The organism is Paenibacillus sp. IHB B 3084, assembly GCF_001447315.1.
Classification (GTDB): Bacteria; Bacillota; Bacilli; order Paenibacillales; family Paenibacillaceae; genus Paenibacillus.
Genome location: NZ_CP013203.1, coordinates 2,042,148 through 2,063,411 on the forward strand (window position 1 = coordinate 2,042,148; position 21,264 = coordinate 2,063,411).

At 49.5% G+C, this 21,264-nt stretch carries 20 protein-coding genes, 1 tRNA gene and 3 pseudogenes; 9 read left to right on the forward strand and 15 right to left on the reverse strand.

Features of this window, described 5'->3' with window-relative positions; all coding sequences use genetic code 11:
- Nucleotides 1-312: 312 nt before the first annotated feature.
- The 4 genes from ASL14_RS09600 to ASL14_RS09610 all read right to left on the reverse strand — a co-directional run bounded on the left by ASL14_RS09600 (nucleotide 313) and on the right by ASL14_RS09610 (nucleotide 1,521).
- Nucleotides 313-681: a hypothetical protein gene (locus tag ASL14_RS09600; protein WP_134911408.1), complete on the reverse strand. Its 369-nt coding sequence runs from the start codon at nucleotides 679-681 to the stop codon at nucleotides 313-315.
- Nucleotides 671-838, reverse strand: coding sequence for a hypothetical protein (locus tag ASL14_RS27340; protein ID WP_189338251.1), 168 nt, complete (start codon nucleotides 836-838; stop codon nucleotides 671-673). Before ASL14_RS27340 ends, ASL14_RS09600 begins: the two co-directional genes overlap by 11 nt.
- 50 nt (nucleotides 839-888) lie before the next feature.
- Nucleotides 889-1,092, reverse strand: a complete 204-nt coding sequence (locus tag ASL14_RS09605) for a hypothetical protein (RefSeq protein ID WP_134911409.1) — start codon at nucleotides 1,090-1,092, stop codon at nucleotides 889-891.
- A 93-nt stretch (nucleotides 1,093-1,185) separates the two neighbouring features.
- Nucleotides 1,186-1,521 carry a hypothetical protein gene (locus ASL14_RS09610; protein ID WP_223264273.1) on the reverse strand — a complete coding sequence of 112 codons (336 nt, stop codon included), beginning with the start codon at nucleotides 1,519-1,521 and terminating at the stop codon, nucleotides 1,186-1,188.
- 374 nt (nucleotides 1,522-1,895) lie between these two features.
- Here ASL14_RS09610 and ASL14_RS09615 point away from each other — a divergent pair, with 374 nt between their 5' ends.
- The 3 genes from ASL14_RS09615 (at nucleotide 1,896) to ASL14_RS09625 (ending at nucleotide 3,260) form a co-directional block, all read left to right on the forward strand.
- On the forward strand, nucleotides 1,896-2,144 hold the full coding sequence (locus ASL14_RS09615) for a helix-turn-helix domain-containing protein (RefSeq protein WP_134911411.1): 249 nt from the start codon (nucleotides 1,896-1,898) through the stop codon (nucleotides 2,142-2,144).
- Nucleotides 2,145-2,256: 112 nt separating this feature from the next.
- Entirely contained in the window at nucleotides 2,257-2,640 is a 384-nt protein-coding gene (locus ASL14_RS09620; RefSeq protein ID WP_134911412.1) for a BRO-N domain-containing protein, read from the forward strand.
- A gap of 113 nt (nucleotides 2,641-2,753) precedes the next feature.
- Nucleotides 2,754-3,260 carry a DUF3102 domain-containing protein gene (locus ASL14_RS09625; RefSeq protein WP_134911413.1) on the forward strand — a complete coding sequence of 169 codons (507 nt, stop codon included), beginning with the start codon at nucleotides 2,754-2,756 and terminating at the stop codon, nucleotides 3,258-3,260.
- A gap of 148 nt (nucleotides 3,261-3,408) precedes the next feature.
- Here the strand turns inward: ASL14_RS09625 and ASL14_RS09630 are convergent, their stop codons facing one another.
- The 4 genes from ASL14_RS09630 to ASL14_RS09645 form a co-directional block, all read right to left on the reverse strand.
- Nucleotides 3,409-3,660, reverse strand: coding sequence for a hypothetical protein (locus ASL14_RS09630; protein ID WP_134911414.1), 252 nt, complete (start codon nucleotides 3,658-3,660; stop codon nucleotides 3,409-3,411).
- Nucleotides 3,661-4,264: 604 nt separating this feature from the next.
- A complete protein-coding gene (locus ASL14_RS09635; RefSeq protein WP_134911415.1) occupies nucleotides 4,265-5,326 on the reverse strand; it encodes a tyrosine-type recombinase/integrase in 1,062 nt (353 codons plus the stop codon).
- Nucleotides 5,327-5,491: 165 nt separating this feature from the next.
- Nucleotides 5,492-5,563 (reverse strand) — tRNA-Thr (locus ASL14_RS09640).
- Between the two features lie 73 nt (nucleotides 5,564-5,636).
- Nucleotides 5,637-5,984 carry an MTH1187 family thiamine-binding protein gene (locus ASL14_RS09645; RefSeq protein WP_134911416.1) on the reverse strand — a complete coding sequence of 116 codons (348 nt, stop codon included), beginning with the start codon at nucleotides 5,982-5,984 and terminating at the stop codon, nucleotides 5,637-5,639.
- A gap of 529 nt (nucleotides 5,985-6,513) precedes the next feature.
- On the opposite strand from ASL14_RS09645, the gene ASL14_RS09650 reads away from it, so the two are divergent.
- Together ASL14_RS09650 and ASL14_RS09655 are read left to right on the forward strand one after the other, a co-directional pair.
- Entirely contained in the window at nucleotides 6,514-8,847 is a 2,334-nt protein-coding gene (locus ASL14_RS09650) for a ribonucleoside-diphosphate reductase subunit alpha (protein WP_134911417.1), read from the forward strand.
- Between the two features lie 20 nt (nucleotides 8,848-8,867).
- Nucleotides 8,868-9,899: a ribonucleotide-diphosphate reductase subunit beta gene (locus ASL14_RS09655; RefSeq protein WP_134911418.1), complete on the forward strand. Its 1,032-nt coding sequence runs from the start codon at nucleotides 8,868-8,870 to the stop codon at nucleotides 9,897-9,899.
- A gap of 83 nt (nucleotides 9,900-9,982) precedes the next feature.
- On the opposite strand, the gene ASL14_RS09660 is transcribed toward ASL14_RS09655, so the two are convergent.
- Both ASL14_RS09660 and ASL14_RS09665 read right to left on the reverse strand, forming a co-directional pair.
- Nucleotides 9,983-10,789 carry a patatin-like phospholipase family protein gene (locus ASL14_RS09660; RefSeq protein WP_134911419.1) on the reverse strand — a complete coding sequence of 269 codons (807 nt, stop codon included), beginning with the start codon at nucleotides 10,787-10,789 and terminating at the stop codon, nucleotides 9,983-9,985.
- Between the two features lie 115 nt (nucleotides 10,790-10,904).
- Complete coding sequence (locus ASL14_RS09665) at nucleotides 10,905-11,585, reverse strand: MarR family transcriptional regulator (protein WP_134911420.1); 681 nt, start codon at nucleotides 11,583-11,585, stop codon at nucleotides 10,905-10,907.
- A gap of 246 nt (nucleotides 11,586-11,831) precedes the next feature.
- Between ASL14_RS09665 and ASL14_RS09670 the strand changes: the two genes are divergently transcribed.
- Nucleotides 11,832-12,782, forward strand: a complete 951-nt coding sequence (locus tag ASL14_RS09670) for a beta-ketoacyl-ACP synthase III (RefSeq protein WP_134911421.1) — start codon at nucleotides 11,832-11,834, stop codon at nucleotides 12,780-12,782.
- A gap of 441 nt (nucleotides 12,783-13,223) precedes the next feature.
- On the opposite strand, the gene ASL14_RS09675 is transcribed toward ASL14_RS09670, so the two are convergent.
- Nucleotides 13,224-14,060 (reverse strand): HAD hydrolase-like protein, encoded by an 837-nt coding sequence (locus tag ASL14_RS09675; RefSeq protein WP_134911422.1) that lies wholly within the window; start codon nucleotides 14,058-14,060, stop codon nucleotides 13,224-13,226.
- A 176-nt stretch (nucleotides 14,061-14,236) separates the two neighbouring features.
- Here ASL14_RS09675 and ASL14_RS09680 point away from each other — a divergent pair, with 176 nt between their 5' ends.
- Complete coding sequence (locus tag ASL14_RS09680) at nucleotides 14,237-14,746, forward strand: hypothetical protein (protein ID WP_134911423.1); 510 nt, start codon at nucleotides 14,237-14,239, stop codon at nucleotides 14,744-14,746.
- Here ASL14_RS09680 and ASL14_RS09685 read toward each other — a convergent pair.
- The 3 genes and pseudogenes from ASL14_RS09685 to ASL14_RS09695 form a co-directional block, all read right to left on the reverse strand.
- Nucleotides 14,730-16,478 (reverse strand): NAD(P)H-hydrate dehydratase, encoded by a 1,749-nt coding sequence (locus ASL14_RS09685; protein WP_223264274.1) that lies wholly within the window; start codon nucleotides 16,476-16,478, stop codon nucleotides 14,730-14,732. The two genes, ASL14_RS09680 and ASL14_RS09685, sit on opposite strands and share 17 nt — an antisense overlap.
- Before the next feature lie 32 nt (nucleotides 16,479-16,510).
- Nucleotides 16,511-17,166 (reverse strand): annotated as a pseudogene (locus ASL14_RS09690) (NAD(P)-dependent oxidoreductase).
- A gap of 37 nt (nucleotides 17,167-17,203) precedes the next feature.
- Nucleotides 17,204-17,676, reverse strand: a pseudogene (locus ASL14_RS09695) (GNAT family N-acetyltransferase).
- 143 nt (nucleotides 17,677-17,819) lie between these two features.
- On the opposite strand from ASL14_RS09695, the gene ASL14_RS09700 reads away from it, so the two are divergent.
- A complete protein-coding gene (locus ASL14_RS09700; protein ID WP_134911424.1) occupies nucleotides 17,820-18,788 on the forward strand; it encodes a flagellar export protein FliJ in 969 nt (322 codons plus the stop codon).
- A 273-nt stretch (nucleotides 18,789-19,061) separates the two neighbouring features.
- Nucleotides 19,062-20,017 (forward strand): annotated as a pseudogene (locus ASL14_RS09705) (ArsR/SmtB family transcription factor).
- Nucleotides 20,018-20,138: 121 nt separating this feature from the next.
- Here the strand turns inward: ASL14_RS09705 and ASL14_RS09710 are convergent.
- Nucleotides 20,139-21,197 carry a lactonase family protein gene (locus ASL14_RS09710; RefSeq protein ID WP_134911425.1) on the reverse strand — a complete coding sequence of 353 codons (1,059 nt, stop codon included), beginning with the start codon at nucleotides 21,195-21,197 and terminating at the stop codon, nucleotides 20,139-20,141.
- Nucleotides 21,198-21,264: the final 67 nt, after the last annotated feature.

Genomic DNA, 21,264 nt, shown 5'->3' on the forward strand with positions numbered 1-21,264 from the left:
TAAAAGGAAACCCGAGTTTCGTTCTAATGAAGTCGGCCAGCCTACCGAGACGTTGGCGCGTCTTACGTAGACCGACCGGAGAACCACCGAGCAGTTAGCGCTACTCAGCGTTAAAGCAGCGACCTGTTAGCGCAGGCCTGACGTCCGCATGGCGTTCCCTCCGATTGGCGTCGGAAAGTACGGACATTTGATTTGATCGCTCGTTGGCGCGAGGCGACCGACCTGGTAGGGTATTAAACCGTCTCCTCCCCATTTATGTAGACGGAACGATTGGCGTCGAACCGTTTGCGTTTAGGTTCATCGGAAGGCGCGTCAGCCCTTTTTCTTAACGAGATTCAATTCGATATCGCCACGGTCTTCGAGCCATAAGAGTTCATCGACCAAAAACGTTAACCCGTTCATGGCGCGGATATGGTTGAGGACTTCCGTAACAACTTCCAACAAATCGCGCTGAACGTTCTTCCCGAGCTGAAGCCCGCCGCTATCCCCTTCGATAAATAAGTGCGTGTGTTCCGGATGCTCGACCTTGCGGACGTGACGAAGCCATAAAATTCCGGTCTCAAGATGGAAGAAATAACGGTCAGCGTACAAAACGCCCTCCACGAGCTCATACATATGCGGCAGGTCGTACGGACCATAAGCAAGCACCGCCTTTTCTAGTACGTTTGATTTAGTCTCCATTTTCGTACGCTCCTTCGTAGTTAAATCCGACCGGCTTCATATCGGCGGCTGTAACGTTATGGCCGGTATCGTTCGCGTTCTGAACCGCCTGCTCGATCGCAAGCGCCCGGAGTTCGCCCCTCGTAAGCTGGCGCGGCGAATATATCGGAAAGGTCATGCGGATGTCTCCGAACTCGACGACGCATCTGTAACAATGATCGGCCGCCATTAAGAAACGCCCCCATTCGGAAATACGTTGTTAAACGCTGAATTTAGCTCTTTTAACCTCTGGATACGCTCTGCATCGGTGAAGTGTGAACTCTCCAATACGTCGCCTACCGCAAGTGTGTAAAAGCGGGACGCGATCATCAACGCATCGCCGTAGGTTTCCGATCCGAGTCGATAATCCGTGAATATTTCCAAGTACGTCATTACGTCAACACCTCTCGCGCTATCAACACGACAGCGTAAATAAACTTGAGTACAGCGACGATACGTTTACGAGCCTTACGCGACAATACGATGTTACGCGTAGTTGATAAATTGCTTACTGCGTTCAATCTGGACGCCTCCCTTCCCGACGATGAATCCGAGTTCACTCATGACGTCCATTGACAGCGTTAAACTACCGAGTGGTGACCGCCGACTGACTCCTGTTGTCTTCCAGAATGCTCGTGGCTGTATGACGAGTTCCTGACGTGTGCCGACGTACCGAACTATGTAGTTCCCTGTGATCGGATCGAGTACGTAGCGAACTTGAGCCGGAGTAACTAGCGGACGAACAACACGGAAGACTTCCTGCTTCATTTCTGCGTCCAATTCAAAGCCGAGTTCGACGAGCTGTGCCGGGGTAGCTTCCACAACACCACCGTAGAGATACGGATTAGCTTGCGGTATAATAGTGAAGAATAATTCCGATGTAACGCGGAGTTCCTGACGAATGCGGCCGCTACCGACCGTGAGGATGACGTTACTTTCGCGACGATTACGGATGAAACCTAACGTGATTGACATATGATTGCGCCTCCTAGCGAGATTATAGGATGAATTGAAAGTGTATCTTTAACCGACACTTTGGCGGTGTTACTTCGTTACAGTACGATGTTGCTCGGAATGTAAATGAAACCTTTTGTTAACTCATAGCGTTAATAACCTGATACGATAATAACCCAATGAGTTAATAGAGTCAACCCCCTTTTATGATAAAATAAAATTAATTACAAGGAGGGTCGCGAATGATTCGTTTTACACTTGAAGAGATGCTCAAGAAAAGAGAAATGAGTATGTATGCGTTGTCTAAAAGCTCAGGTATCCGTCCAAATACCATAAGCCAATGGGTAACAAATGAGGGCGTTGACGTAAAGTCTATAACTATCGAGACTCTTGATAGAGTTTGCTCCGCATTAGACTGTCAACCGGGGGATTTGATTAAATACATAACGAATGCCAAAGAAAGTACCGAACCAAAAAAAGAAGACCGTTAATCTAGCGGTCTTTTTGCGTTAAATTAGCGCCCCCAATCGTACCCTTCCATACCCCTTAACGTAGGCTTTGGCAGCCTGATATACGCTAATTTAACGTAAAGGAGACGGGAAAATGGAACAGTTGACGAAGGTATTCAATTACGGAGAACGCGAGGTGCGCACGGTAGTAATCGAAGGGGAGCCGTGGTTTGTTGCGAAGGATATTTGTGATTCACTGGGTATAACAAACCAAGGCAATGCAGTAGCAAGGTTAGATGAAGACGAAAAACAAACTATCCGTTTAACGGACACTTTGAGCAGAAACCCGAATACGGTAATCGTCAATGAATCAGGCCTCTACTCGCTTATCCTCGGGAGCCGTAAGCCCGAAGCACGCGCATTTAAACGATGGATTACACACGAGGTTATTCCGACGATCCGAAAAACAGGCGGATACGTGGCGAACGATGACGTATCTTCCACATGCCGATGGTACGATGTACGCTTTGCCTATTAATAGGTTTATTTTTAGAAGGGTCTGTATTGAACGCAGGTCCTTTGCAAGAAGAGGTCAAGGCGTATCGCGATTTCCGATGACTCACCGCAAATTAAACGAAAGGAGGGATCAACGTGAGTGAAGTCGCAACTTTACCATCCGATTTACCTACGATAACTGCGGAAATCAACGCATACAAGCGCGTTGCGGGCGAAGCTATCTTCGAAATCGGATGTAGGTTGAAGCACGTCAAGGAGAACGACTTGGCGCACGGACAGTACTTAGCTTGGTTACAAAAAATCGATATGTCGCCAAGGCACGCTCAACAATTCGTGCAACTAGCGGGGGAGTTTGAGGGAAAAGCGAAATCGGTTGCGCATTTGGGCTTTGCGAAACTCTTACAAATTGCGCAACTGCCTTCCGACATCGACCGCGCATCTTTCGTATCGGCGTCGCACACCGTCCCGTCCACCGGCGCAGTCAAAACCGTCGACGAAATGACGGTCCGCGAGCTGCGCGAGGTAAAAGCGGCACTTAAAGCGGAGAAAGAAGCGCGAGAGCTTGCGGAGGCACGTGCGGAGAGGGCGGAGGACGACTACGAACGCACTATGTTAAACATAGAGCGAATACTATCATTATAAACGACGAAAAAGCCCGTAATCCTCTACGTTGAGGACATGGGCTTTTAACGTTAAATTAGGCGTTTATGGCGCTACCCTTACGTGGGTATTCTGGACGGAGTTATGGCGCTTATTTGCGGTGAAAATAAGGTATATGTATTGTCTTATATCAATGTATGGGTGCAATAAACCCGATCAACGTACCAATTAATCCGCACGCGACCGATAGCGCCATGATTGTGACGCCCTGAACGTCCTTACCGGACTTTTTCGTCAAGTATCCAAACACAACGCCAGCGGCTCCGATAAGCAACGGGAAGAACAACAGCGATACGACAACGCAAATCCACCCGAGCACTGGATAAAGGTTAGGCTGCGTTCTCTTCCGTTCAAACCGCGCTTTGAACTTATCGCTCTCCAAACCGAATCCCCTCCGTTAACTTACGTTTACCTAAATAATACCATCGGACTAGGACGCTGTCACTACGAATATACGAAAAAAAAACGAATATACATTCCGTAACTATTCCCGTTTATTTAGCAGCATAGACAAAAAAATAACTACAAATCATTGTTATGCGAATTTAAAATCGTCTATAAACAAAAATAATAATAATATTGTTTATAGTCAACCCTTAGTGTATAATAAAATAAACGACCGCTAAAGAAACTCAGCGATCGTTTAGATACCTATGAAAAGCTGCTGTACACAATGTGTATATTAGATCAAAATTTAGAGACTTGGTTAATCAACGAACTCAGACTCTACTCTTTTATTCTAACATCACGAAGTCTTTACTTTTTAATTGCAGATAGTTTAATAAAAATTGCAGTTAAGAGCATAAGGTTCAAAACCTCATACAAATCCATATTCATATAATAATCCTCCTTTTTTTAAAAAATTTAGGTAGGATATTTTTGACGTATCCACACTTTACCTGATTATACACCATATGACGGCTCTAATCTATAATTTTAGTTTATCAAAACGCCCACCTCCGAAGAGATGAGCGTTATTGTTCGTACTATTGGCGTCTTTTTCCTACGCGAGACATTCTGAGTCGTGAAAGTGGCGAATACTGCGCATGGCTATCACGCATAGCGCCTTCGTTTACCTTGACGTACCCCTGCGTAGTCTTAATATCAGCGTGCGCTACTATCCGTTGCAGTGTGAAGAGGTCTCCACCGTTAAGTAGGTAGTTTGTGCAGAAGTAATCGCGGAATCGGTGCGGAGATACCGGCGTTTCCTTCCGATCAATACCTACTTTGTCCGCATACTGGCTCAGCCTCTTTCGGAATTGATCGGCTTTTAACGGATCACCGTAATTCGCCAGAAATATGAAGTCCGTATCAAAATAAGTGCGGTTCTCTTCCATGAGCTTAATCAACTCACGTAAAACACTCGACGAAACCGGAACAATTCGCGGCTTCCTATTTTTGTTCATATGGCCCGGTAACCGAATGCAACGTGACGCGATGTCCAGGTGGGCCGACTCTAACCGCAACGCCTCGTTAATTCGCAACCCCGTATCCGCAAGTAACAACATAAGCGTACGGTCGCGGAAGCCCGCAAATGTATCAACGTCGGTAGCTTCGATTAAAGCTCGGAGTTGTTCGTCGACAATTACACTTTTCTCCTCGGTATCCTTGCGCGGCGACTTCAGCTTCTCCGCTGGATCTTCGTTCATTAATCCTTCAGACATCCAAAATTTACACATTGTTTTCAACGCGCGGAGTCTTGATGCTACCGTGACGGGTGAGAGACTACATCCCTCTATCCGCCGTTCTTCGACACCGTCATACTTTGTCCGTTCATAGGACATGTAGTTCATATACTCGCGTAAAAGAGCCGTATCAAGTTGCCCTACTTCACTTATCTCCGAATGACTCTCCGTAAGCCATTCCCGAAAATAACGCCAGTAGCTTTGGTAGTCTTCGAGTGTTCGCGTCCGTAACTTCTCCGCTCGTTTAGCGTTGAAGAATAGATCGAATCCCAACTCAAGCCCAATGACACCGGCTCCTTTTTCAGACCGCCCATTACGTCGTTTAGCGGTGACCGCCTTACCCTTACGCGGATCAATCGACATAGCAAAAAACCTCCTACAAAATACCGTAGGAGGCTCCGTATATACCGCATTTCAGCGCCGACGTTCGTCTGTTTTATCGCTAGGAAAACGTTGACCTAGCGCCTGCCTATCTGGAACATTCAACGAGTGACAAACGTTGATATGACGGGAAATTCTAACGAAGAATGCTGGTGAAGGGAATTGAACCCCCGGCCTACGCATTACGAGTGCGTTGCTCTACCCCTGAGCTACACCAGCAGGTCAGTGTAACTGACAACAAAAACTATTATACTCTTAGTTACATAAAAATCAATCACTTACATCAACTTTTTCAACTAGGATTTGGATTTAGTTCGGTAACATTTCCTGTCGCTGTGCCAGATAGTTTATCTGCGACGGAACGGAGCTTTTGATGACTGGAGGAAGGCTTGTCACGGCGATCATCAATTTTGACCGAGGTGGAAACGCGCTTGGCTCCTGACAGGAATGGCGCTTCGTGCAGCGCAGCAATGGCGGTGAACACATCGTCCAACGAACCTTCAATAATCGTACTCATGGAGGTAAGCACATAGGTAATTCCTTTTTGCGTCTTCAACACTTTTTGCATCTGGGCAACGTAGTCGCTCAGGCTTGTACTCCCCGTACCAATCGGGATCACTGTCACTTCTGCAATAGCCATCGCCAAGTTCCTCCTGTAATTTAAAATCGTCACTTCTTTAAAAATCTAAAACCTCAGTCCGATAGAGCGGGCAACCTTATTTCACAAAAAAAGTTCATATGTATGCTGCTTGTTTCTGTAGGAAACATCTTTATCATTCATTGTACCGTTCAAACAGCCTCAATTCAAATACAGCCCGCGACTTCTCTGCATATTTTGATTTTCCATTCCTTTTCCTTTACGTATGGCTTCGAATGTTGCTATAATACTCCTTGCACTTATTTGAAATTTTAAGTTTATACACACAATATGTTGGGTTAAATATTCATAACACGTCTAAATATAGTGATGTAGCCGATAAATCGTACGGGAACCATCTTTTCCCCCTTCATTGGCAGGTGCATCGCTATTTTCTATGTTATTGGATTACATACAGCCCCCAAATGCTGTCTGACCATCGCTTTTTTCACCATTATCTTCTCATCATGATCATCTTCATGCCTATTCCCAGAGTATAAATTCCAAATCAGGAAAGCGAGGAATTAATCCCATGCCACAACTCGTAACGAAACCAAATAACCGCCAGTTGGCTTTTGATGAAATACGCATTTCCGTATATGCCGACCGTGTGCTCAGCGGATTAGACAAGCTGGATAAAGATCGACTCATTCGCGGTGTAACTAGCAAGCTGCGCCGGGACGAGGTCACGGGGGATGACATCAGCAACGCGTTTGCGATGGCTGCGCTTGAACTGGTCAGCAAGGAAGAACCGGACTGGAAATTTGCCGCTGCACGTGCTTTGCTCACTTCCTTATATAAAAAAGCGGCCACTCACCGCCGTTACAAATCCTATGCGGACGAGCCTTACGGCGCTTTTTATCCACTGATTACAGATTTGATCCAAAAAGGAATTTACCGTCAAGAACTGCTCGACTACTACACCAAGGAGCAAATTGACGAGCTGGGTGCATCCATTTTGCCGAAAAATGACCTGCTGTTCGATTACATCGGGCTGTTGACGCTGTCCGAGCGCTATTTGGCGAACGATTTTGACGGACGCGTAATGGAGTTGCCGCAGGAACGCTACATGATCATTGCGATGTACCTGATGCACAAGGAGCCTGCCGACAAGCGTATGGAGCTGGTGAAGGAAGCTTACTGGGCGATGAGCAATATGTACATGACGGCGGCTACGCCAACCATGTCCAATGCCGGGAAAAAGGTCGCAGGACAGCTCTCCAGCTGCTTCATCGACACCGTAGACGACTCGCTGGAAGGCATTTTCGATTCCAACACCGATGTAGCCCGTCTCAGCAAAATGGGCGGCGGCATTGGCGTATACCTCGGTAAAGTACGGGCACGTGGCTCCGACATCCGTGGACACAAAAATACAAGCTCCGGCGTCATCCCGTGGATTCGCCAGCTGAATAATACAGCGGTCAGCGTAGACCAACTGGGTACACGTAAAGGCGCAATTGCCGTCTATCTGGATGTATTCCACAAAGATATTCTTGCGTTCCTCGACCTGAAGCTGAACAACGGTGACGAGCGCATGCGTGCACATGATATTTTCCATGGCGTATGTCTGCCCGATCTGTTCATGGAGCGGGTGGAAGCACGTGCCGAATGGAACCTGTTCTGCCCGCATGAAGTGAAGAAGGTCATGGGCTGGAAAGATGACAACGGCCGTCCACTGGGGCTGGAGGATTTTTACGATGAAGGCTTTGGTACAGGCTCCTTCCGCGAGAAGTATGAGGAAGCGTCACAGCATCCAATTCTCTCCCGCATTACGGTGCCTGCTATCGACATCATGAAGCGCTTGATGAAATCGCAGCTGGAAACAGGTACGCCATACATGTTCTACCGCGATACAGTAAACCGTGCGAACCCAAACCGCGCCCACGGTATGGTATATTCCTCCAACCTGTGCACGGAAATTATGCAAAACCAATCGGCGACCGTGGTGGAAAAAGAGGAGTTAGTCACCAAGGATGGACAAACACGCATTGTCATTTCCAAAATTCCTGGCGATTTTGTTGTATGCAACCTGAACTCCATCCATCTGGCTCGCGCTGTTCCAGCAGGTGTGCTGGATCGTCTCGTACCGATTCAGGTACGTATGCTGGATAACGTGATTGATATCAACAACATTGAGGTGCTGCAAGCACAATATACGAACAGCCAATATCGCGCAGTCGGTCTGGGTACATTCGGACTGCATCATCTGCTTGCACTCGAAGGCATCCGTTGGGAATCCGATGAAGCGGTAACCTATAACGATCATTTGTACGAAAAAATTAACTATCTGGCTGTAAAATCGAGCATGGAGCTGGCGAAGGAAAAAGGCCGTTATGCCAAATTTGAAGGCTCTGACTGGTCTACCGGGCATTATTTCACATCCCGTGGCTATACGGACGGTACACGTGAAGGCAAATTTGTCACCACGTCCGAGTGGAGTGAACTTGCGGAAGAAGTCAAACAAAACGGTGTTCGCAACGCATGGCTGTTCGCCATCGCGCCTAACGGTTCCACCTCCATCATCGCAGGTTCTACGGCCAGCATTGATCCATTGTATGAGCTGCTTTCCTATGAAGAGAAAACTACCTACAAGATCGCTAACCCTGCACCGGACTTAAACGAAAAAACGATCTGGTACTACAAAACGGCTTTCCTGCTGGATCAGCATGCTTCGATCAACATGGCTTCTGCCCGTCAGCGTCATATTGACCAGGGCCAAAGCTTTAACCTGTATGTGCGCCCGGATATCAAAGCTACTGAATTCCTGGAACTGCACATTCATGCCTGGAAATCAGGTATGAAATCAACCTATTATGTACGCAGTCGCGCACTGACGATTGAAGAATGCGATAGCTGTGCATCCTAAAATAAAGGAGAGAATCTCCCATGCAGTTACAAAAGATTTTTAACACGGAAGCACCTAACCGCTCTACCCGTATTATTGAAGGTGAAAACTCCGGGATTTTGAACTGGAACGATATTCGGATGCCGCATATGTACAAGCTGTACAAGGTGCTGCTGCTGAACCACTGGATTCCGGATGAAATCCCGATGTCCAAAGACGCGTCCCAATTCCCAACACTGGATGCCGAAGAACAGCGCACGTTCAAAATCAACATCGGCCTGCTGGCCGTGCTGGATTCCATGCAAACGATGTTTGTCGGGGATGTAAAACGCTACTTTACCGATTCCTCGCTGGAAGCTGTATCGGCCATTATCGGGCAGCAGGAAGTCGTGCATAACCAGTCCTACTCCTACGTGCTGTCGTCTCTGGTATCGGATCAGGAGCAGAAGGAAATTTTTGAATACTGGAAAAATGATCCTGTATTGCTGGAGCGTAATACATTCATCTCGGACATTTACCAGGAGTTCCGTGATGAGCAAAATCCGCAAACCTTTTTCCAGGCGATGGTGGCGGACCTGATTCTGGAGGGCATTTTCTTTTATAGTACGTTCGCTTTCTTCTATAATTTGGCCCGTGACCAAAAGATGATGTCGACCAGCCAAATGATCTCGTATATCCAGCGGGATGAAAATCAGCATTGCTACTTTTTTGCCGAAGTGTTCAAGCAATTGTTGTCTGATTTCCCTGAGCTGGACACAAAGGAAAATACGGATTATGTCTACCGCATGATCGACCGCGCAGTCGAACTGGAAACGAATTGGGCACACTACACGCTCAAAGAGGTTCGCGGCATCGACCTGAACGAGCTGGGTGATTATATCAAGTACATGGCGAACATGCGCCTGAGACTACTCGGTATGGACAAAGCCTACGAAGGCGTAGACGTAAATTGTATGCCTTGGATCAAACCATTCTCGGATGAAGCACTGAACGCGACAAAAACAGACTTTTTTGAAGCCAAATCGCGCAATTACGGCAAGGTCGGAGACGACAACGGATTTGACGATTTGTAAGAATAGCTGCAGATCATAAGTATAAAATACGGAAGTGTCTCACAAGCCATCTATGGTTAGAGACACTTCTTTTCTTTTTCAAACTAAACATGCATCTGTGCTGGTTGCCCATGATTGGCTATTTGCAGCTTCAGCTCATCCATGATGCATTCGGCCGCTTCCTCGCCAGCCTCGACACATTCAGGCCATTTTGTAAAATCAAACGCCGCAATATGTCCGACTTCAGGGCGAATGACGACGTCTGCTAGCCGGAGACTATTATGCTTTCGTTCAGCGGTCATCAAGCTGTAAGAGCGGTATACAACTTCCAACATATTGCGCGGCGGCTTCTTTTCATGTCCCCGTGCCACATCAACAGCAATCACTAAACAATCTGCTTCCCGACTCATCTCTTCTACAGGCAAATTGTTTAATACCCCTCCGTCGACTAGCATCTTGCCTTCATGCATCACAGGAGCGAATAAGCCGGGAAACGCCATCGTAGCCCGCAGTGCTGTCACCAAATCACCTTGTTCAAAAATGAATTGATTGCCTTCCAGTAAATCGACAGAAACAGCTTTAAAACGGATAGGAAGATCCTCAATCTTCTGCGTATGCTGTCCATGCTGTTGCAGCAACTCATTCACCACCGTATTCATGCTGTTACCGGCAATTAAACCACGATGGCGTATGCCGATATCCAACAGGCGGTATTTAGGTGTCTTTTTAATACAATCCAATAGAGCATCCGCAGGAACACCCGCCGCATAAAGTCCGCCAACAATGCCGCCCATACTCGTACCGACGATACAATCGACCTGAATCCCATGTCTTTCGAACGCTCTCAGTACCCCCAAATGAGCAAGTCCTCTGACTGCTCCCCCACCCAAAACCAATCCTACCTTCGGCATATACGCAACCCCTTTACATGTATTTACTGCATCCGTCCAAACACACAAAAGACCCAAAAACCAAGCGTAAGGAGGCCAGCTTCCTCTCCTCACGAATGACTCATTCCTGTTATATTCAAAAATAAAAAGCCTCGCTTAGAAAATCGGAAAGCAACCCTTTTTCCTCGTCAGAAAGATCCGAAATGGATTGCAGAAAACGGGAAACCAGCTCCGTAATTTCAAGGCCCAGTTCATCGTTCATCGTTTGTACGGCCATACCCAACACAGTGCCAACAAACATGGTCATGCCCATTTCCTTGCTTGGCGCTGTAAGGACAATCTGCTGAATCCAGGGACCTCTTTTATCTCCCAGCTTCTTCAAGTACATCAAAAGCAGCCCTATAATATAGGCGCAAAAATTGATCCTGACACTGGCTTCAGGAATTTCAGCCCAAATTTTTCGGACCGCATCATTGGGACTTGTGTTGTTCAAATCCTTGAGCAGTCCCGAGATGTTCTCGACGGTTTTTTTCCAATCCACCAGATCCACTAATTCATTCCGGGACTGGTTGAACAAATCCGAAGCTTTATCCGTAGGCACAAATACGACCTGAGATCGTCCGGTTACCTTGGCATTCACCTCGTAGCTGCGCGTAATAAAACCGAGCTTTTCAATTTCTTTCAGCATGTCATAAGCCGTCCATTTGCTAACGCCTAATGATTTAGCCAAGGCTTCGTAATGAATAGGTAAATTCGTCTTTTGATACAAATCCACTAATGTATGCAGAAATTGCAGACGACGTTTAGTAAGTGACACGGTAGCGTTGTATACCTCCCTGTGTATCCCCTGCGAATACGTTCTTGGGTTTTTTGTGTCTAAATCTTAGCACTGAATATCTATATAATCAAGCAGCAGGCTCACTCCAGATTCCTCCGTGCAGCAAGCTGCTCTTTGCATATTTTCTTTTTCATCCGCCTGTGTTATATTTTTATCCATACTATTTTTTGGTTTTTTTGGTCTTTACGGTCTTTTGTGTGATTATTTCATTGGAGGGAAACATAAATGCAATCAGCTCTCAACCTGAACGGGGTTACAATTACAGGTACCGGATTCTACGTTCCGACATCCCTGTTAACCAATTTGGAATTAGCCGCATCTCTGGACACATCCGATGAATGGATCAGCCAACGAACAGGCATCCGTCAGCGATATATTGCAGAAGCATCCACGGACACCTCTGACCTTGCCGTCGTTGCTGCAACCCAGGCTTTAAGCCGTGCCCAATTATCCCCGGAAGACGTGGATCTCATTGTTGTGGCGACTTCAACTCCTGATTATGCCTTCCCCTCCACAGCCATGCTGGTCAAGCAAAAGCTCGGAAGCCGCGCACCTGCATTCGACTTATCGGCAGCCTGCTCCGGTTTTGTGTACGCCCTTTCGGTCAGCAGCGACATGATGAAATCAGGCGCCTACCACAACGTTCTGGTGATTGGAGCGGACAAGTTCTCCAAAATCATAGATTGGCAGGACCGTAATACTGCTGTCCTGTTTGGAGATGGGGCAGGCGCTGTCGTCCTTCAATCTCGTCCTGGTGCTTTCCCGTGTTTCTCCTTGCTAGGCTCGGAAGAAGGTGGGGCAGAAGCGCTGACATCCCCGGTTACAGGCCCCATCACCATGCAAGGTCGAGAGGTTTTCAAGTTTGGGGTGCGTATTGTGGAATCTATGCTAACTAAAGCTCTGGAAACATTGAAATTAAGCATTGATGATATTGCTTTAATCATTCCACATCAAGCCAATATTCGAATCATCGAGAGTGCCGCTGGCAAGATGAATATTCCTCTGGATAAATTTTTTGTGAATATCGAAAATTACGGAAATACGTCAGCGGCTTCTATTCCCATTGCGCTTGCGGAAGCCATGGAACAACAGCGCGTTCATGCCGGTGATATTGTGATGCTGGTCGGATTCGGCGCGGGTTTGGCATGGGGCGTACAAGTCATTCAGATCGCATGAATTCTCTACTTGACAGAAAAGGCCTTGGTCCAGTTCTATGAACCAGCTTTGCCCTTTAGGGATAGGTTCAACAGAAACGGGCTAAGGCCTTTTTGCATAAAAAATCAATCAAATATATGATTATCTATTCATTCTTATATCATTCTGCTTATCCCTTTGATTGTCATCAGCGGCTTTATTTATGGACCACCAAACATTCCATCGAGAACGCATCCTTATCCACCTTGCAGCAAAATAACGAAGCTCTCGTGACCAACACCTCCAAGCTGATGAAAATAAGATAGTTGTCCGAAGTATCCCACAATCTGACGATCCTATCTGACAATTTTAAAATAGTCTCCTGCCCCGAAGCTGAGAAGTTCACCTTCGTCCGGCGTGGCGCATACATATAACCTAGAACCGTGTAATCCAGTCCAGAGCTCCACAGTATATCAATGCTACTCACGACGGAGGCATCAACGCTGTTTTTACTTGCTTTGTATAGGAAGGATAGCCGCCCGTATGCTGGAGCATTTCGATTTCACGCAAAATACGCGGCAAGTCAGCGACCGAGTTCATGACGATGTGGGCTCCAGCCCTTTTTAATCCGTATACGTTCTGTCTGCGCCGTTCCTCAGCCACTCTGTCGTCGGATTCACGGTTAGTTGCTTGCGGCGCGGTCAGCGCACCTTCGCTATGATTCAGCACACCTATTGTCCACACACCAGCATTCCTGCCCTCTTGCATATCTGCTGCCGTATCTCCTACTTTTACAATATCGCTAAGCGGAAAAACCTGTAAGCGGTGTGCAATCTCATAGATCATCCATGGATAAGGACGCCCTTGTGAAACTTCACAGGGAGCTACCGTGCAATCCAGTGCATATGGGGACTGTGCAGGCGTAAAAACGTTGCCCAGCATCTCCATCGGGCAAGAGGCGGTGGCACCTGACTGAATCCGCCGATCCTGCAACTCATTCAGCGCTTTATCCATACCGAAAGTGGGTTCAGCTCCCTGGATCAAGGAACGGAGAACAGGGACAAGCTCAAGGTAAATATGCTCAATATCCGCCCTCCCGGGGTGCGTACCGAAGCAATCCAGCCATTTTTTCCGAACCTCTGAAAGTGCCAGCACATTCGCAATATGATCACGGATCGGTAATCCTCGCCCATGAGATGCCTGTTCTTCGGTTACCTGCACACCCTTCCATCTGAAAATATCGCGTATTCCCTGGATTAAGCCTCGTCCTCCGGGGTCCAACAATGTACTTTCGAGATTAAAAATAACCGCTTGTATCATGCAATCCCCGCCTCTCCGTAACGCGGCTATCCGCTGTCATTATTTCTTAGAACCATGATACACAGCTAACGTAAAATGAAGTGCCGTAAAGCGTCAGCGGAGTGTAATTGAAAATAATTCCTTGATTGGTTGTGGATTACTGATTGTGATGAAGTGTACTAAGGAGGAATCGCAACATGAGACATCCATGGAATGAATATAATCCCAAGATGCCTTGGCGAATGGAGCTGGGTTGTTATGCGCTGAACAAACTGGCTTGCGGAGGACTGGTGTTCGGCCTGTTATGGGCCTATTGCTATATAGCAGAGGCAATTACGGGGATTCCTGTAACCATAGCAGGTAATAGCGGTGAGCTGACCGCGCAACTATGGGCATATGGTTTTGCCCTACCGGCCGCTCTTGTCGCCGATGCACTGCACGATCTCTTGCCCTGGCTGCGAAAACCGGAGCTGCTCACCCTGTACCTTGCCGCAGGATTCAGTATCTTCCTCCTGCTCGGTTCTTTTATATCGCCCGAAGGAACGGGAGTCTCATGGAGTAACGGCATCGCGGGTACAGTGATCACATTACTATATTACCGGGGAAGGCATTATGCAGGAAGACCCTGGCAGAGCCGTGAATTTGGGGTACAGATCATCTTGGCCTTCCTCCTGCCCTTACTATTATGGATTATAGGGCTTCAATAATGTCACCCGCAATGACCGAGGCGGCATGCTGGCGATGACGCGCTGCTGCTTCTCCAGCCCTGCCGTGCAGGTATACTCCAAAGGCTGCTGCCTGCGAAGCACTCAAGCCCTGCGCCAGCAAGCCTGCAATGATGCCTGTCAACACATCACCTGCACCGCCTGTCGCCATCCCGGCGTGGCCTGTCGTGTTGACATAAGCCGTTCCGTCCGGGCACGCAATGACGGTACGCGCTCCCTTGAGCACCAGCGTCACCCCGCGTGTTTGGGCGTACTGCCGGGCATGGGCGATGCGGTCACGCTGCACCTCGGCCGTCGATATGCCCAGCAGACGGGCCATCTCGCCGGGGTGCGGCGTCAGTACAACCGCCGCGCTTCTCGGCTTCCAGGCATCAAGCTCTGGCCCCGCTGCAGCGAGGATGTTCAGAGCGTCCGCATCAAGTACGAGCGGGCCGCCGTATTCTTCCCACAGGCGGCGCAGCCAGCCGATGTCTCCTGCGAAGCGGCCGAGGCCGGGGCCGACGGCCAGCACATCGCGCGTCTGCGCAAGCTGAAGCAGCTCGTCCGCGGAGTCGGCATTCCACTCGCCGTCTCCACCTGCGGCTGCGGTAGCGAGCATCAGCTCCGGCGCGGCTCCGATGAGGCGCGGCAGCAGCGCTTCGGGCACGGCCCACGTGACAAGGCCGCTGCCGATGCGCAGGGCAGCACGTGCGGCCAGCAGGCCCGCGCCGCTCATGCGCAGGCTTCCCGCGGCGATGAGGACGTGGCCGTAGGTGCCCTTGTGCCCATCCGGCACGCGGCTGCGGCTCACGTCCACGCCCAGCGCTTCGCGCAGCGTGTCGCGGGTCAGGAGCCGTAGCTGCACGCCGTGCTCACGGGCAAGCCCGGGCGGGATGCCGATGTAGCGTACCACTACATCGCCTGCATTCCCCGCGCCCGGGTATTGGACGAGCCCACACTTCAAGTAGGCGAGGCATACGGTGACGCGTGCGCGAATGCACGGCTCGTGCAGCGCACCTGTGTCGGCATCGAGACCGCTAGGCACATCTACCGACACAAGCGGCACTCCGCTGGCATTGGCCTCGCGAATCAGCGAGGCGTAGGGTTCGCGCGGCGGGCCTTGTGTGCCCGTGCCCAGCAGGGCATCTACGATGCCGGAGGCGCCGCGCAGGTCAAGGGCATCCCGGCCGTAGACCAGGGTCGGGATGTGCAGAGCCGCGATGGTATCACGTTGCACCGCCGCTTCGCCGCGCAGCGAGTCCGGCGACTCAGCGTACACAACGGTGACGCGCAGGCCCGCATCCGTCAGATGACGGGCCGCCACCAGACCGTCGCCGCCATTGTTGCCTTTGCCGATGAGAATATACCAATGCTCCCGTTCCCACATGGCATGTCGCCCGTGGCTCCAAGGCTCCGTCCGAATAACACCGCCATGTCCCGGCGTGTCCCCAGGCCCTGAGTGGGCGACCTGCTCACCATAGGCTGGACCCTCATCATATCCTTGCTTGGCAGCATCTTGCCCCACTATATATCTGCGTTCCGTACCGTATGCTGAATCCACATGGCTTTCCGAGAAGCTCTTATAGCTCCATCCACTTTCCACAGCGTAGAGCTTCAATACCTCGTCAGCTACCGCACGCCCGGCATTTTCCATCAAGGTAAGGGCCGGGATGCCCAGCTTGTCAATCGTATACCGATCCAGTTGCCGCATTTCTTCGGCGGTCACAATATACATGCTTCTTCGCCTCCCGTAGTGCCATCCCTTTTTTAATACCCGACCGTAAAACGGGAATTCACAAATTCCCCTTCCACCAGCTCATCAATCAAAGCAACCGCATAATCCTCAACCGAGATGCGGCTGTGACCCAATTCATCAACAACTACATGGTCCAAGCCAATGCGAAACTGTCCTGTACGCCGTCCCGACTCAATGATTGCGGCAGGACTGCAATATGTCCAGTCCACATCCGCAGCACGATACAGCTCCAGTGCATCGGCATGTGCGGCTGCCAGTGGCTTGACTTCCTCTGGAAACTCGGCGGTATCCATCAGACGTTCACCGTTTTCCGTTTTCAGGCTGCCAGCCCCGCCGACTACCAGTATGCGCTCAGCGCCGGAACGTCGGGTTCCTTCCAATAAAGAACGGGTTGCTTCGAGCAATTCTTCCTCGGCTCCAAACTTGGGACCGTAGGCGCTAATAATGGCATCATGTCCTTTCGCCACGGCTGTTACGGAATTGGGATTCAAAATATCCGCTTGAACGACCGTCAATATTCACTTTGCTCCGTCACACGCTGCGGATCACGCACCGCCGCCGTCACCTGGTACTTGCGCTTGATGGCCTCCTTCACCAATGCTTGCCCAATGGTTCCTGTTGCTCCAAAATAATGATTTTCATATGTCCTTGCCTTCTTCCTGTCTATAATTTCCTTACTATTACTTATCCACTTCGGCCCTTGCTCAAACCCCGCCCGGCTGCCGCCAGTACATCCCTTCCGATCCAGGGCTGGTCAATTGGAAGCCGAATTGCGCATACAAGCGGTCGGCTGGCTTGTCTGCGATCAGCGTCGCAAAGCTACCCGCTGGAACCTCACGTTTCAAATAGGCCATAATCTCTTCCATAAGCTTACGCCCGTAACCTTTTCCCTGATGGGAGGGCTTGACTGCAATATCCGTCACCAAAAGAAAACACCGCCATCACCGCTCACCCGGCCCATGCCGATCAATTCCTGCCCGATCCGTAGCGTCACCGCAAACAGGCTGTTCGGCAGGCCCTTGGCTGCTGCTGCTTCTGTAATCTGCGTCAGACCCGCCTCCTTCCGCAGTGCCCGGTACTCCTCAACGGATGGAACGACGTACTCCACGCGAAGCTGCCCGTCCGGGTGATTCGATCCTCTATGATGTTCTGCGGTATTTTCTATATACTCGTTCATGCTGAATCTCCCCTCCCTGCTTATCATCTTGTCTATTTTACCAAAAATACTTCATATATCTCTGTCAGACGTGACCAAGCCCTTGAAATGCCTGTGTGGTCTGTGCAATAGTGTAGAAAGAACAATGGAAGGAGGGATTGCGGGTGTCCCCGACGGACTTCGCGGCATTGGCCGCATATATCTCACCCGGTCTGATTGCCGTCCTGCTGGCATTGTCTTTGCTGGTGTGGCTGTATGTTCACAGCGCAGCCCAGCTTCGAAATTCACGTCAGCAGCGGTTGAATGAATTACAGGAATCGCTGCGTATCTACGGACGGTTGGCAGGCTATCTCCAAACCTCCACTCAGAACGGCATAAGCAGCAGTGAAACGCGCCAGCAGCAGAGTGGACTGATTCATGCCCTTCAGGAAGCGAAGGCTGCTCCCTATTTAACCCCGCACCTTCAGGAACAGGTTCAGGCATCTCTAAGAGAATGTGACGCATTCCGCAGGGAATTGCTTCTCAAATCACTGGAGCGCGAAATGAACAAACTAATCGACGAACGTCGACTTGTTCTGCTGGAATCGCATGCTCCGGGCTGGGGTACGGCTTTATGGAAGCTGCTGCGTCCCGCTGCCGGGCCTTTGGCGCTGGCGGGTATAGTGTGGCTAATCTCACGGCTGATTGTAGAACTTATGTCGTATAGTACAATCTATAATAGTCTGCCCGAAGCTGTCCCATCTGCATCCTGGCTCATATGGTGTACATGGATGAGATTTGCTTCCGGCTTGATCGCCCTGCTGTACGTATACCGGTTGATGACCCTGCGCAGACAAAATGATCTGGATGTGACGGCATCCCATTTCCCGACAAGCCTGTTGTCCATTATGATCGCCGCCGTTGCCCTGTTTCAATGGATCGGACCGGAGGCTTCTCCCTACATACTGGCTGTGCAGCTTGCCCTGTTTTTGATTGGCTTCCGACTCACCCGAGGCCGCTCACGGAGTGATCGCCCTTATGTCGGTCATCCCGGCTTGATGGAGGCCGATCCTTCTCAACATCCGGAAATGCACACAGCAGACAGAGACAGAACGTCCGACTCTTCTTTGGCGGAGGAGCATAGCCGTTCCTAAACGGCAAGCGAAGCAGGATTATATACAGCATGAACGTTCAACCGCATAACCTCGCAGGACATCCCGACAGACACCGAATGGTTTTTATGGGGTGTCCTGTTTTTTGAACAATTTTAGGCTTTTTGATGGGTTAAGCTTGTGCCGACAATCAAGGAAAGGGTATATTGTTTATATAAATGTAAATCATATCGTTTTTTATGTATGAATATTGAAAAAAATCCATATATGTTAAACTATCATCAATTGTTGATGTGCGTTAGAATTGGAGGAACTATGCAACTGGACATTTCTGAAAAATCACTTCCCGTATATGAAGCGCTGGCCAGCGAGGTACGGCTGAACATGATTGTTCTGCTTGCGGAGAAGCCTATGAATATACGCGAGCTGGCGGAAGCACTGGGACTAAGCAGTGCCATCATGACCATGCATGTTAAAAGCTGGAGAGAGCGTCCATTATTTCGACCAAAATGCTGCCCGGACGCGGTGGCGTTCAGAAAGTATGCTCACTGGCTACGGACAAAATTGAAATAGCCATGCCCCGCTATCAGCAGGATGTACGGCAATTTCATCAGACGGAGATTTCCGTCGGGCACTTTACGGATTTTGAAATTCAGCCGACCTGCGGGCTGGCTACCGTCGAGAAAATTATCGGAGAATTCGACGAGCCTCGTTCGTTTCTGGACCCTGAGCGCTTCAATTCCAAAATTCTGTGGTTTAGTCAGGGATATATGGATTATAAAGTACCAAATTTCCTCCTGTCCAGCCAAAAGGCCGAGGAGCTGGAAATTTCGATGGAGCTATCGTCTGAGGCCCCTTTTACCAATGACAACTGGCCTTCGGACATTACCTTTTTCCTGAACGATGTGAATCTGGGGACTTGGACCAGCCCGGGAGATTTCGGCGATAACCGGGGAAAATACACACCTGCATGGTGGCCTGATTTTATCAACCAATACGGTCTGCTCAAAAGACTTCGCGTTACGTCTGAGGGTACCTTTATGGACGGCAAGCAAATATCCAATGTGACCTTAAGCCAGGTGCTGATTGATCAGAAGCAATGGAAATTCCGCATTGCCATTCTGGATGATGCCAAGCATGTTGGAGGGGTTACCCTGTTCGGTACCGGATTCGGTAACTACAATCAGGACATTCTGTTCCGTTTGTACTACAAGCCTGCGGAAAACCATACGAAAACAGCAACGGTAGAAGCTGGCGACAGCAGCAAATAAACTTTCAGACCATTTTCTTCTCAGACCCTAAAACACGGCGCTTTGCCCCATGCGTTCATGGCAAGCAAAGCACCGTGTTTTTATTTTTTCATCTTGTTCTAACGTGCCTTTTTGCCATACGCTATGACTGCCGCACAGGTTCAATGCATACGGGTGAAGGAACTTCCAGCACATATCCTGTTCGAGTCAAGCGTCCGTCATCGCCGTGAATAGCAAAGGATACGATATTATTCCCGTCCTGATTCGCGACAACCAGATACCCGGACAGGATGTTGAAGTTACGCGGCGTGCTGCCAAAAGTCTCCACCCATTCAACCGTCTCCAGCTTGCCGCTGTCCAGATCGACATGGTAAAGCACGATGCTGTTATGCCCCCGGTTTGACACGTACAGATAGCGTCCACAAGGCGTAATCCGAATGTCCGCGGCTGTATTTTCCACATCTATGATGCCTTCCGGCAGTGTGGACAAGCTTTGAAGCAATTGAAGCTCCCCGTTCCGTTCGTTGTAGCTAAATACAGCGACAGTATTGTTCAGTTCGTTAGCCACAAAGGCATAGGGACGCGAAGGATGAAAGACCAGATGACGCGGACCCGAACCAGGCGGCAGGTCTGCCTCACGATGGGTCACCAGTTTCCCGTCTTCCGTCAAACGGTATGCCACAATCTGATCCAACCCCAGATCACATATCATTGCATACTGTCCTGAAGGATCAGGAATAATCGAATGCGGATGTGCCGCATCCTGACGGTCCTGACGAATACCTGAGCCGGTATGTTGAACCTGCCCCGACATTTCCCCCAACCCGCCAGCTTCCGTCACCGGGAATACCACAGCATTACCGCCTGAATAATTGGAAGCCATTACATACCGTCCATCTGCTGTCACTGAGACATAGCAAGTATGCGCCCCTTCTGTCCCTTTTCGATCCAATGGGTGCAGCTCTCCCGTCTGCGCATGTACCTGATACGCGTACAACTCACCTTCCTCTGTTTCACTGGCGGCATACAGCTTCGTTCCATCCGGGTGCAGTGCCAGAAATGAAGGCCGCTCGATTCCTTCCACGCCTCCAATGATGCGCAAATCACCGTTTTCCACATGTAAAGCGCATACATAAATACCTCTATCATCGTGAGACGCATAAGTTCCTGTATAAAATAACTTTTCATTTCGCTCTTCCATCGGCTCTCGTCTCCTTTGGGCTGTTGCCCATATTTTATCGAGCTGTATTTCATTCCTGCGTCTTCTT

What these genes read in the sequence shown, in the direction of transcription:
- ASL14_RS09635 (WP_134911415.1), bottom strand. Translation starts at nt 5,326, where the DNA reads ATGTCGATTGATCCGCGTAAGGGTAAGGCGGTCACCGCTAAACGACGT.
- ASL14_RS09620 (WP_134911412.1), top strand. Translation starts at nt 2,257, where the DNA reads ATGGAACAGTTGACGAAGGTATTCAATTACGGAGAACGCGAGGTGCGC.
- ASL14_RS09675 (WP_134911422.1), bottom strand. Translation starts at nt 14,060, where the DNA reads ATGATACAAGCGGTTATTTTTAATCTCGAAAGTACATTGTTGGACCCC.
- ASL14_RS09650 (WP_134911417.1), top strand. Translation starts at nt 6,514, where the DNA reads ATGCCACAACTCGTAACGAAACCAAATAACCGCCAGTTGGCTTTTGAT.
- ASL14_RS09615 (WP_134911411.1), top strand. Translation starts at nt 1,896, where the DNA reads ATGATTCGTTTTACACTTGAAGAGATGCTCAAGAAAAGAGAAATGAGT.
- ASL14_RS09670 (WP_134911421.1), top strand. Translation starts at nt 11,832, where the DNA reads ATGCAATCAGCTCTCAACCTGAACGGGGTTACAATTACAGGTACCGGA.
- ASL14_RS09605 (WP_134911409.1), bottom strand. Translation starts at nt 1,092, where the DNA reads ATGACGTACTTGGAAATATTCACGGATTATCGACTCGGATCGGAAACC.
- ASL14_RS09655 (WP_134911418.1), top strand. Translation starts at nt 8,868, where the DNA reads ATGCAGTTACAAAAGATTTTTAACACGGAAGCACCTAACCGCTCTACC.
- ASL14_RS09600 (WP_134911408.1), bottom strand. Translation starts at nt 681, where the DNA reads ATGGAGACTAAATCAAACGTACTAGAAAAGGCGGTGCTTGCTTATGGT.
- ASL14_RS27340 (WP_189338251.1), bottom strand. Translation starts at nt 838, where the DNA reads ATGACCTTTCCGATATATTCGCCGCGCCAGCTTACGAGGGGCGAACTC.
- ASL14_RS09685 (WP_223264274.1), bottom strand. Translation starts at nt 16,478, where the DNA reads ATGTATATTGTGACCGCCGAAGAAATGCGGCAACTGGATCGGTATACG.
- ASL14_RS09710 (WP_134911425.1), bottom strand. Translation starts at nt 21,197, where the DNA reads ATGGAAGAGCGAAATGAAAAGTTATTTTATACAGGAACTTATGCGTCT.
- ASL14_RS09660 (WP_134911419.1), bottom strand. Translation starts at nt 10,789, where the DNA reads ATGCCGAAGGTAGGATTGGTTTTGGGTGGGGGAGCAGTCAGAGGACTT.
- ASL14_RS09645 (WP_134911416.1), bottom strand. Translation starts at nt 5,984, where the DNA reads ATGGCTATTGCAGAAGTGACAGTGATCCCGATTGGTACGGGGAGTACA.
- ASL14_RS09680 (WP_134911423.1), top strand. Translation starts at nt 14,237, where the DNA reads ATGAGACATCCATGGAATGAATATAATCCCAAGATGCCTTGGCGAATG.